10 protein-coding genes are annotated in these 11,311 nt (G+C 69.3%); 1 reads left to right on the forward strand and 9 read right to left on the reverse strand.

Translation table 11 applies throughout. The annotated features are described in order from the left end of the window. Positions 1 to 736 precede the first annotated feature (736 nt). From xerD to E3N86_RS08105, 9 genes are all read right to left on the reverse strand, one after another. Positions 737 to 1,672, reverse strand: coding sequence for a site-specific tyrosine recombinase XerD (gene xerD, locus E3N86_RS08070; RefSeq protein ID WP_241985987.1), 936 nt, complete (start codon positions 1,670 to 1,672; stop codon positions 737 to 739). A gap of 118 nt (positions 1,673 to 1,790) precedes the next feature. Continuing rightward, entirely contained in the window at positions 1,791 to 2,414 is a 624-nt protein-coding gene (locus E3N86_RS08075; protein WP_174720203.1) for an NUDIX hydrolase, read from the reverse strand. Positions 2,415 to 2,498: 84 nt separating this feature from the next. Beyond that, a complete protein-coding gene (locus tag E3N86_RS08080) occupies positions 2,499 to 4,220 on the reverse strand; it encodes a CTP synthase (RefSeq protein WP_134511729.1) in 1,722 nt (573 codons plus the stop codon). 11 nt (positions 4,221 to 4,231) lie between these two features. Continuing rightward, positions 4,232 to 5,929, reverse strand: a complete 1,698-nt coding sequence (gene recN / locus E3N86_RS08085) for a DNA repair protein RecN (protein WP_134401394.1) — start codon at positions 5,927 to 5,929, stop codon at positions 4,232 to 4,234. Positions 5,930 to 5,938: 9 nt separating this feature from the next. Then, complete coding sequence (locus tag E3N86_RS08090; RefSeq protein WP_104100385.1) at positions 5,939 to 6,859, reverse strand: NAD kinase; 921 nt, start codon at positions 6,857 to 6,859, stop codon at positions 5,939 to 5,941. Then, on the reverse strand, positions 6,856 to 7,662 hold the full coding sequence (locus E3N86_RS08095; protein ID WP_104100466.1) for a TlyA family RNA methyltransferase: 807 nt from the start codon (positions 7,660 to 7,662) through the stop codon (positions 6,856 to 6,858). Before E3N86_RS08095 ends, E3N86_RS08090 begins: the two co-directional genes overlap by 4 nt. 95 nt (positions 7,663 to 7,757) lie before the next feature. Continuing rightward, the gene (locus tag E3N86_RS16805) at positions 7,758 to 7,928 is read right to left on the reverse strand and encodes a hypothetical protein (protein WP_158252131.1); all 171 of its coding nucleotides are present in this window, start codon (positions 7,926 to 7,928) and stop codon (positions 7,758 to 7,760) included. Between the two features lie 10 nt (positions 7,929 to 7,938). Beyond that, positions 7,939 to 8,970 (reverse strand): HAD-IIA family hydrolase, encoded by a 1,032-nt coding sequence (locus E3N86_RS08100; RefSeq protein WP_134511730.1) that lies wholly within the window; start codon positions 8,968 to 8,970, stop codon positions 7,939 to 7,941. Next, positions 8,945 to 9,877, reverse strand: a complete 933-nt coding sequence (locus tag E3N86_RS08105; protein WP_241985989.1) for a hypothetical protein — start codon at positions 9,875 to 9,877, stop codon at positions 8,945 to 8,947. The genes E3N86_RS08100 and E3N86_RS08105 overlap by 26 nt, the downstream gene beginning before the upstream one ends. Between E3N86_RS08105 and E3N86_RS16810 the strand changes: the two genes are divergently transcribed. Continuing rightward, positions 9,842 to 10,828 (forward strand): hypothetical protein, encoded by a 987-nt coding sequence (locus E3N86_RS16810; protein WP_166785051.1) that lies wholly within the window; start codon positions 9,842 to 9,844, stop codon positions 10,826 to 10,828. The two genes, E3N86_RS08105 and E3N86_RS16810, sit on opposite strands and share 36 nt — an antisense overlap. Positions 10,829 to 11,311 lie beyond the last annotated feature (483 nt).

Here is an 11,311-nt window from a genome sequence, read left to right on the forward strand (position 1 = left end):
AAACACGGTGGAACCGGCTCCCGGCAGCCAAATTGCAGGAGTTATGCCAGGGACGGCGCCGAGACTCCGACGGGTGACGACGCGGGTGACGACGCGGGTGACGACGCGGGTGACGACGCGGGTGACGACGCGGGTGACGGATGCCCCGCGCGGCGGACCCGGCCGCAACTGTTGCCGTTCCGGACAATTGTTGCCGGTACGCGGGCAACAGTTGTCCGGAACGGCAACAGTTAGGCGGGGTTTGGCTACGCATCCCGGACCGGCGGGGCCGCCGCAGCCCAGAGCGGGGGCGGCTCTCGACAGCCGGCGTCACGTAACCTCGGGGATAATCGCGACACGCCGCATTCGGTGGCCGCTCGACCGGCGGGTTCCGAAAAACTCCGAAGCTAGCGACGGTGACGGATGCCGATGGGCGGGTTCGAGGGCCAGGTCACCGGGTTTCGGGAGGCTCAACCACCGGTGGGGCAGCCGCAGCCGCAGCCGCGAGCGTGGGCGGCTCTCGGCATCCGTCGTCACGTAACTTCGGAGAAAACGCGAGACGCAGCCTTCGGTGGCCGCTCGAACGGAATGTCCCGGAAAGCTCAAACGTCAGCGGCGCGCGGCGGCCCCGGCCGCCACTGTTTCCGTTCCGGACAGTTGTTGCCGGTACACGGGCAACAGTTGTCCGAAACGGGAACAGTTAAGCGGGGTTGAGCTCGTCCAGGACCGGCGGGGTCTCAACCACCACCGCGGGGGCTCAACCACCACCGCGGGGTGACTCAACCACCGGGGGGACGGAACGGGACACCCGCGCCCGCGGATGCGCCGTCGTGTACATGTCGCGCAGGGTATCCGCGGTGACGAGCGTGTAGATCTGGGTGGTGGCCACCGAGGAGTGGCCGAGCAACTCCTGCACCACGCGCACATCGGCCCCGCCCTCGAGCAGGTGCGTCGCGAAGGAGTGCCGCAGCGTGTGCGGCGAAACATGCCCCTCGAGGCCGGCGCGTTCGGCCGCGGCCCGGATGATCAACCACGCGTTCTGCCGGCTGAGCCTCTTGCCGCGAAGGCCCAGGAACAGGGCCGGCGTCGCCGGTCCACGGGCGGAGAGCAGCGGTCTCCCCCGCACCAGGAACGTGTCGATGGCCGCGCGCGCGTAACTGCCGACCGGCACGATGCGCTGCTTGTCGCCCTTGCCGGTGAGGCGCACCACCTCGGGGTCGAGCACATCGTCCACATTGAGGTTGACCACCTCCGAGACGCGGGCGCCCGTGGCGTAGAGCAGCTCGAGCAGCGCCTTGTCGCGCAGGTTGTGCACCTCGTCGCCGTCAGTCGCCGCGAGCAACAGTGTGACCTGCTCGATCGAAATTGCCTTGGGCAGCCGGGTGCCGAGCTTGGGCGGCTTGGACTCGTGGGCGACATCGGTATCGACCACGCCCTCCTCGAGCAGAAATCGGTGAAACCCGCGCACGGTTGAGAGGATGCGCGCGATCGACGCCGCGGTCAGCGGCGACTCCTCGCGGGATCCCAAGAACCGCACGTAGTCGGAGACGTGCTGCCGGGTGACGTCGGCAAGTCCGGTCAACCCGACCGCGGCGAGCCACCGGCTGTAGATGGCCAGGTCACGCCGGTAGGCGGACACCGTATTGCTGCTCAGGCCGCGCTCGATCGCGACGTGCCGCAGATACGAGTCCACGGCCGCCGCGACGACCCCACCGGCAACTCCCGGTGCAGACGGACCGCCTACACCCGCGACGCCCCGGCCAGCAGGAACACCAGCCGCACCGCTCACACCACCAGACGAGGCCAACCGGTCACACCGTGTGGTCCCAATTGACCGGATGCCGCGGCCACGGCTCATCCGCCGCCCCGAGGGTGCTCCAGCCACGCGCGCGGGCTGCCTGGGCGGCGAGCACCCCGATCACCAGCGACGGGTTCTGCACCCGGCGGGCCAGCACGGCATCGACGCAGTCATCAAGCGGCACCCAGCGCACCTCGATGTCGGCTTCCTCCTCGGTGCGCTCGAAGATCTCCGGAGCCGCGGCGAGGCCGCGCGCCAGGTAGATGCGGATGACCTCGTTGCTGCCGCCGGGCGAGGTGGCGAACTCACCGAGCACATTCCACTCGGTGGCGACGAGGTCGGTCTCCTCGGCCAGCTCGCGCTGCGCTCCGACGAGTGGATGCTCGCCGTCTTCGTCGAGCAACCCGGCCGGCAGCTCCCAGTCGCGCGTGCGCACGGGGTGCCGGTACTGCTTGATCAGCAGCACCTGGTTGTGCTCGTCGAGGGCGAGGATCGCCACGGCGCCCGGGTGGTCCAGGTACTCGCGATTGATGCGGGAGCCGTTATAGCCGAAGGTGTCGCGGCGGACATCCCACACCTTGCCGTCGAAAACGATCGCGCTGTCCGAGACCGCCGCGAAGGCCGGCTCATCCGCCAGCGGGGCGGAGGCCGATTCGCCGGACTTCTCGGCGGTCACAGGAGCGGTCACATTGGCGGCGGGCACAGACGGGTGGGTCACGGCTCAGGCATCTTCCTTGGCTTCGACCTCGAACAGGCGGCTGGCCTGCTGGCGGTCCAGGGCCGCGCTGATCAGGCCACGGAACAACGGATGCGCGTGGCTGGGCCGGCTGCGCAGCTCCGGGTGCGCCTGCGTGCCCACGTAGAACGGGTGCTCCTCGCGCTTCAGCTCGACGTACTCGACCAGGTGGCGGTCGGGTGAGGTGCCCGAGAACCACAGTCCGGCATCCGCGATCTGAGAGCGGAACGCGTTGTTGACCTCGTAGCGGTGGCGGTGACGTTCGGACGCCTCGGAGGCACCGTAGAGCTCGGCCACGATGGATCCCTCGGCCAGAACGGCCGGGTAGAGACCCAGGCGCATGGTGCCACCCAGGTCGCCGCCCGCGATGATCTCGACCTGCTCTTCCATGGTCGCGACCACCGGGAACTCGGTGTCCTCGTCGAACTCCGAGGAGGATGCGCCGGTGAGGCCGGCCTTGTTGCGGGCGTATTCGATGACCATGCACTGCAGGCCAAGGCAAAGGCCGAGCACGGGGATGCCGTTCTCGCGGGCGAACTTGAGGGCGCCGAGCTTGCCCTCGATGCCGCGCACGCCGAAGCCGCCGGGAACGCAGATGCCGTCGAGCTCACCGAGCAGGCGGTTCGCGCCCTCCTCGGTCTCGCAGTCGTCGGAGGCGATCCAGGTGACTTGGACCCTGGTCTGGTTGGCGAATCCGCCGGCGCGCAGCGCTTCGGTGACCGACAGGTAGGCGTCGGGCAGGTCGATGTACTTGCCGACCAGCCCGATGGTGACGGTGTGCTGGGGCTCGCGCACGGCGTCGAGCACCTTCTGCCAACCGGTCCAGTCCACGCTGGTGACGGGCAGGCCGAGGCGGTCGGTGATGTACTTGTCCAGGCCCTGCTCGTGCAGCATGGTGGGGATCTCGTAAATGCTCGGCACGTCGACCGCGTTGACCACGGCGTCTTCGTCGACGTCGCACATCAGCGCGATCTTGCGCTTGTTCGAGTCGGAGACGGGCCGGTCGCTGCGCAGCACGAGCGCATCCGGCTGGATGCCGATGGAACGCAGGGCGGCGACGGAGTGCTGGGTGGGCTTGGTCTTCTGCTCCCCCGCGGCGCCGAGGAACGGCACCAGCGAGACGTGCACGAAGAAGACGTTGTTGCGGCCGAGTTCGTGGCGCACCTGGCGTGCCGCCTCGAGGAACGGCTGGGACTCGATGTCGCCGACCGTGCCGCCGATCTCGGAGATGATCACGTCGGGGCGCAACTCGTCGCTGGCCTGCAGGCGCATGCGGCGCTTGATCTCGTCGGTGATGTGCGGGATGACCTGCACGGTGTCGCCGAGGTACTCGCCGCGGCGTTCCTTGGCGATCACCTGCGAGTAGACCTGACCGGTCGTGACGTTCGCGGCCTGGTTGAGGTTGATGTCGAGGAACCGTTCGTAGTGTCCGATGTCCAGGTCGGTCTCAGCACCGTCGTCGGTCACGAAGACCTCGCCGTGCTGGAACGGGTTCATAGTGCCGGGGTCCACGTTGAGATAGGGGTCGAGCTTCTGCATGACCACGCGGAGACCGCTGGCCGTGAGGAGATTGCCGAGGCTTGCCGCCGTCAGGCCCTTGCCCAAAGAAGAAACGACACCACCGGTCACAAAAATGTGTCGTGTCGTGTCCTTGCGTACTGATTCGTCCGTGCTTTTATTTTCCACCACGGGCTTCGACTCTAGCATTGAGGGCTGACCTATCGGTTGGCGCGGGCGAGGTTCATGAGCTCCCGGGCATGTTCGAGTCCGCTCGCGGAATCGGGCAGGCCGGAGAGCAGGCGGGCCATTTCGGCGGCACGCTCGTCGCCGTGCAGCTGGCGCACGCTGCTGGCGGTGACGGAGCCGTCGCTGTCCTTGACGACGCTGAGGTGGTTGCCGGCGAACGCGGCCACCTGGGCAAGGTGGGTGACCACGATCACCTGAGCGGTTTCGGCGAGCCGGGCCAGCCGGCGGCCGATCTCGATCGCCGCGGCGCCGCCCACGCCGGCGTCGACCTCGTCGAAGACGAAGGTCGGCACCGGGTCGGCCTGGTTGATGACGACCTCGATCGCAAGCATCACCCGGGACAGTTCGCCACCGGAGGCCCCGCGCGCCAGCGACCGTGGCTCCGCCCCCGCGTGCGGGCGCAGGAGAATCTTCACGAGGTCGCGTCCGGTGGCGGTGATCTCGGCCCGGCCGTCGACCTCGACCAGCAGCGACGCGTTCGGCATGGCCAGGGCGGCCAGTTCGGCTGTGACGGCCGCGCCCAGGGCCTCTGCGGCAGCGCGACGGATGCCGGTGAGCTGGTCGGCGAGGCCGTCAGTCGACTGGCGTGCGGCATCCGTTTCGGTGCGGAGCGTGTCGATGCGGTCGGAGTCGCTGTCGAGTTCGAGCAGACGGGCACTGCCGGTGTCGAGAAAGTCGATGGCCTCGTCAAGGCCGCCCGCGTACTTGCGGGCCAGGCCGGTGAGCTCCGAGCGGCGCTCCTGCACGACCTCGAGTTCGCGGGCGCCATCGGCGTCGAGGCCGGCCAGGTAGCTGGAGAGCTGCGCGGCGATGTCGGCAACCAGGAAGCCGGCGTTCGCGAGTGCCTCGGCCAGGGGCGGCAGGGCCGGGTCGTGCTCCCCGGCCCGTTCGAGCTGGCGCCGGGCGGACTCGAGCAGGGCGACAGCGTCGGGCATCTCGTCGGGGTTCTCCTCCGCCGAGAGCAACTCCCGGGCCTGGGCGGCCGCGATGCGCAGCTCCTCGAGGTTGCCGAGGCGTTCGGCGCGTTCGCTGAGCGACTCGTCTTCGCCGCGCTGGGGGGCGACGAGTTCGATCTCGTCGATGGCGGCGCGCAGCGTGTCGGCCTCGCGGGCGCGCTGGTCCTGCTCGTCGACGAGTCGGTCGAGCTCACTCTGAAGGCCCTGCCAGCGGTAGTAGGCCCTCTGGAACAGGTCGAGGGTTTCGGCGAGCGTCGGCCCGGCGAAGCGGTCCAGGGCTGCAGCCTGGGCGACGGCCGAACGCAGACGCACCTGGTCGGACTGGCCGTGCACGACCACGAGGTCGCCGCCGAGGTCGCTGAGCACGCCGGCGGGGGCGCTACGCCCGCCGACCACGGCCCGGCTGCGTCCCTCCGCGGACACCGAGCGGCTGAGGATGAGTTCGGGGCCGTCGAGGTCTCCCCCGGCGTCCCGCACGCGGGTCGCGACGGTGCCGTCGGCGGGGATCAGCCAGCGGCCCTCCACCCAGCTCTGCGACTGGCCCTGGCGCACGAGACCGGGATCGGCACGCTGGCCGAGCAGCAGGCCGAGCGCGGTGACGACCATGGTTTTGCCGGCGCCGGTCTCGCCCGTCACGGCGGTGAAGCCGGGGCCGAGCGGCAGGGTGGCCTCGGCAATGACACCGAGGTCACGGATGACGAGCTCCTCGATCATGCGGAACGCCTATTCACGGCCGACCGGGCCTCTCCAACCCGTGACGGGCAGGTTGAATTTGTTGACCAGTCGGTCGGTGAACGGGCCGCTATGCAGGCGGGCCAGCCGAACGGGAATCGGTGAACGGCGCACGATCACACGGGAGCCCGGCGGCAGGTCGTGCACGCGGCGACCGTCGGCGCAGAGCACCGCGGCCCCGCCGGTGCGGGCGAGCACCTCCACGGCGAGCGACGAGTCCGGGCCCACGACGAGCGGGCGGGCGAAGAGGGCGTGAGCGCTGAGCGGCACCAGCAGCAGCGCGTCGAGCGTCGGCCAGACGATCGGGCCGCCGCCCGAGAAGGCGTAGGCGGTGGAGCCCGTGGGCGTGGACATGACCACGCCGTCGCAACCGAAGGAGGAGAGCGGGCGGCCGTCGACCTCGATGACGACCTCGAGCATCCGTTCACGGCTGGATTTCTCGACTGTGGCCTCGTTCAACGCCCAGGTCTCGTAGATCACCTCATCGCCGAGCTTGACCCGAACGGCGAGGGCCATGCGTTCCTCGACCAGGTAGTCGCGCAGCAGAGCCCGGCGCACGGCCTCACCGAGGTCGTCGCGCTCGCTCTCGGCGAGGAAACCTACGTGGCCGAGGTTGATGCCGAGCAATGGGGCCGAACAGCCGCGCACGACTTCGGCGGCACGCAGGATGGTGCCGTCGCCGCCGAGCACGATCACGAGTTCGAGTTCGGTGGTCGCGACGCACTCGTGCAGGATCGCGATCTGGTCGTCGAGGTCCGGGCAGTGCGCGAGCAGGTCGGCGCGCTCGTTGCGGGCCAGCACCGGCACGGCTCCGGCGGCCAGCAGCTGCTGGCAGACGGTGACGGCGGCCTCGAGGGAATCCGTGCGGCCGGTGTGCGCGACGACGAGGATGTTGCGTGGTGCTGCACTCATTTAGTCACTCCCACCAGCGCCGTTGTGCGTTCGATCCATTCTGTCGGATTGCTGCCGACCGCGCTCGACAGCCAGCACAGGTACTCGCGATTTCCGGCGCCGCCGGCGATGGGCGAGGCGATCAAACCGTTCGTCTTGAGGCCGAGATCCCACGCCGCCCAGAGCACACCGGCAATCGCGTCGGCACGGAGGCCCGGATCGTGCACGACGCCCTCGCGGATGCTGCCCTTGCCGACCTCGAATTGCGGCTTGATCAGCAGCACGAAGTCGGCACCGTCGGCGGCGGACGCCACCAGGGCCGGAAGCACGGTGGTCAGGGAGATGAAGGACAGGTCTCCCACGACCAGGTCCACCCGCTGCGGCACCCCGGAGGCGGCCGCGATCTTCTCGGCCGTGGCGTAGCGCAGGTTGAACCCCTCGACCAGCACGAGTCGCGGCTCGGTCGCCAGCTGAGGGGCCAGTTGCCCGTGCCCCACATCCACCCCGATGACCTGGCCGGCGCCGCGTTCGAGCAGCACCTGGCTGAAGCCGCCCGTGGACACTCCGGCGTCGAGCACCGTGCGGCCCAGGGCCGGAACCGCGAAGGCGTCGAGGGCGGCGATGAGCTTGTGGGCGCCGCGGCTGACGTAGTGGTCGGTGGCCGCCACCTCGATCAGCTGGGTGTCCCGCACCTTGGCGGATGCCTTGACGACGGGCGTGCCGTCGACCGTGACCAGTCCGCCCACGATCAGCTGCGCGGCGACGGTGCGGGACCGGGCCAGACCGCGCTCGGCGACGGCCGAGTCGAGGCGCTGGTCGGGCATCCGCTCGCCGGCAACGCCGGGGTCGCTGGGGTGGCTGGCACTGGTGTCGGGGGCGACGTCATCGGGGGCGCCCACCGGGGTTCCGTCGACGTCGGTCATGAGTGGCTCGCCCGGGGAACGTCTCCACCTTCGAGGTGGCCCCGCAGCCCGTCGTGCTCCTGAACGTACGCGGCGGCGCGCTCCTCGAGGGGCCGGTCTTCGATCGCGGCGAGCCGCGCGGGAAGATCCTGGGTTACGTCGTCCGTCGTCACGTGGGGCTGATTCACCCTCTCCACGTTACCGTCCGAGATACAGTCGCTCCGGAACAGTGAGCCCGTAGATGGGCCGACCGGATGCCCAGATCACGGCACAGGCGGCGCGGAGCAGGTTGATCGCCCCGTCACCCTCGGCCACGATCGTGACGTCGGCGCCGACAATGCGCACCGTCGCCCCGTTCACCGTGGCGGAGGAGCCGTCCTTGGAGAACACCGTCTGCGGGTAAGGCTCGTGCAGCTGGCGCAGGTCGTCGAGGATATACGTCGGCCGCGACTTGGCGTCGGCGGCCAGGGTCTGCTTGGCCTTGTCGATGCCGGTGAGCACCAGCGCGGCCGGAATGCCGGCCCGGTTCGCGCCGAGGATGTCGGTGTCGAGGCGGTCGCCGATGAACAGGGGCGCCTGCGCCTCGAAGCGGGTGACGGCCTCGGTGAAGATGGCCACCTCGGGCTTGCCGGCCACGATCGGCAGGCGACCGACAGCGCTGTGCACGGCGGAGACGAGGGTGCCGTTGCCGGGCGCGATCCCCCGGGCCACCGGGATGGTCCAGTCGGTGTTCGTGGCGATCCACGGGATCTCCACGCCATCCTCGTTCGGGTGCAGGGCGAACGCGGCCTCGGCCAGGTCCTTCCAGCCGAGGTCGGGCGAGAAGCCCTGGATCACGGCCGCCGGAGCGTCATCCGCCGAGCGGGTGACGACGAAGCCACCCTTTTCAACCTCGGTCAGAAGACCTTCGCCGCCGATCACGAGGATGCGCGAGCCGGCCGGCACCTCATCCGCGAGCAGACGCACGGCGGCCTGCGGTGAGGTCACGACATCCGTCGCCACCGTGTGCAGGCCCAGTTCGGAGAGGTGGTCCGCCACGGACTGGTCGGTGCGGGACGCGTTGTTGGTGAGGTAGCCGACCCGCACGGTTTCCGCCGCACGGTTCAGGCTCTCGACCGCGAACGGGATGGCCGCTGAACCGGCGTAGACCACGCCGTCCAGGTCGGCCAGAACCACGTCGACGCCGGTGAGCGGGGTGACCGCCTCAGGCACGCGGCGACGCCTGAGCATCGTGCTCCGCCTCGTCGGTGGAGTCGTCGGCGTCAATCGCGGACTCTTCGTCGGAGACGTCAGTCGCGTCGTCGTCGTCGGTGTCGGTGTCGGTGTCGGTGTCGGTGTCGGTGTCGGTGTCGGTGTCGGTGTCGGTGTCGGTGTCGGTGTCGGTGTCGTCGGACTCCTTCTCGTCGATCTCCTCCTCGTCGATCTCCTCCTCGTCGATCTCGAGGATCTCCATGGTCTCGTCGAAATCGGTCACGCCGGACACGGCAGCGTCGGCCCGTTCGGCCCGCTCGTTCCACAGTTCGGCCTCGTCGTCGCGGCCCAGCTCGCCGAGAACCTCGGCGTAGGCGGCGAACAGCTCGGCGCTGTAGGAGAACGCGGTCTTCGGGTCCAGCTGCGGGATCTCCAGCTCGCTGAGCGCAGCCTCGGTCTCGCCGAGGTCCAGACGCGCCCCGGACATGGCGATCGCCAGGGCAACCTGAACGGATGCCGGCAGCGAGGCGCGCTCGACGGAGCGTCCCAGCTCGAGCGCCCGGTCCGGGCGGCCCACGCCGCGCTCACTGTCCACCATCAGCGCAAGCTGATCGTTGGAACCGGAGATGCGGCGATAGGTGCGCAGTTCCCGCAGCGCCAGGGCGAAGTCGCCCGTGGCGTAGGCGGTGATCGCGAGGCTCTCGCGCACCACGGCGATCCGGCCGGCACGACGGGCAGCCGACAGGACGTGGCGGTGAGCCAGCTCGGGGTCTTCGTCGATGACGCGGGCGGCCATGGCCAAGTGGCGGCCGACGGCCTCGGCGTTGTCCTTGCTGAGGGTCTTGAGCTCGTTGCGGGCGATCCGGTCGAGGTCCTGCGACGTGATGTCGTCGGGCAGCTCGGGGTCGTCGTGGCGCGGGCGCACCGAACGAAGCTCGCGCTGCATGCGCTGCTCTTCGGTCATCTCCTCTTCGACGACACGGGCATCGCGGTCACCGCGGGCCGGGGCACCGTCACGGGTCCACAGCTTCTTACCGGCGTCTCCGCGCGGAGCTCCGGCACGGTTCGGCGAACCGCCGCGCTGGGTCCAGGGCTTCTCGCCACCCTGCTGCGGGCGATCGGTGCGCTCGGGACGGGCGCCGTCCTTGGCCCAGGGCTTGCGCTCCCCGCCGCCGGAGGAGCGATCGGAGTTGCCCCGGTACGGGGGACGCTCGCCGCCCTGCGGGCGATCGGGGTTGCCCCGGTACGGGGGACGCTCGCCGCCCTGCGGGCGATCGGGATTGCCCCGGTAGCCACCGGTAGAGGGACGGTCCGAATTGCCACGGTAAGGGGGACGCTCACCCTGCGGACGCTCGGAATTGCCGCGGGAGGAAGGACGCTCACCCTGCTGCGGACGCTCGGAGTTGCCACGGTAAGGAGGACGCTCGCCACCCTGCGGGCGTTCAGAGTTGCCCCGGTAGCCACCGGCAGAGGGACGGTCCGAATTGCCACGGTAAGGAGGACGCTCGCCACCCTGCTGCGGACGCTCGGAGTTGCCACGATAAGGGGGACGTTCACCATCACGCTGGGGACGGTCAGTATTGCCACGGTAACCACCCGTGGCCGGGCGGTCGGAGTTGCCGCGATAGGGAGGACGCTGACCATCACGCTGCGGACGCTCGGTATCGCCACGGTACGAAGGACGCTCGCCACCGTTGGCCGGACGCTCGGAATTTGCACGGTAACCGCCCGTGGAGGGACGATCGGAGTTCCCGCGGTAGGGAGGACGCTCGCCTCCCTGCTTCGTACGCTCGGAATTACCGCGGTAAGGGGGACGCTCACCGTCACGCTGCGGACGGTCGGACCGGCCCTGGTAACCCCCGTTGGAACGACGATCGTCTCGTCCGCCGTCGCGTGATTCGTTATCGTGCGTTCCTGAAGGGCTCACTGTGTCTCCTGTGTAATTTGACCTGTCATTTCGACAGACCTATCAACAGTAACTCAACGCCAAATGACCACCCGTCTGGGAGGCCATTTTGGTTGATTCTGAATCGAGTCCGGCGGTGTCATACCGGGTCGCGGCGAGTGTCCCTCTCCGGTCGAGAGTGGTGGCTCTACCGGGCACTTTCGACCGGAATGAAGACATTCACTCTCGCTCACCACATGGAAGTCACCTCGAGGGGTGGCCAACTGTCGTTGGTGCAGGTGTGCCCTCCCACGGGGTGGTGTGGTTCGTGGCGCAGGGTGTGGAGGTGGACGCACTGTATGGGGTGGTTGCAGGTAGAGCGTGCGCCGCGGGGCGCCCTCGCATCAGGGCCCGTGTGTGTGTGGCTAACTCAGGACATCTGTTGCCCGCAGTAGACGGCCGCCGCGGGTTAGTGCGGCATTGGTGCGGATGCCC

It is taken from the genome of Cryobacterium sp. Hz7 (assembly GCF_004402815.1).
In the GTDB taxonomy this organism is placed as follows: Bacteria; Actinomycetota; Actinomycetes; order Actinomycetales; family Microbacteriaceae; genus Cryobacterium; species Cryobacterium sandaracinum.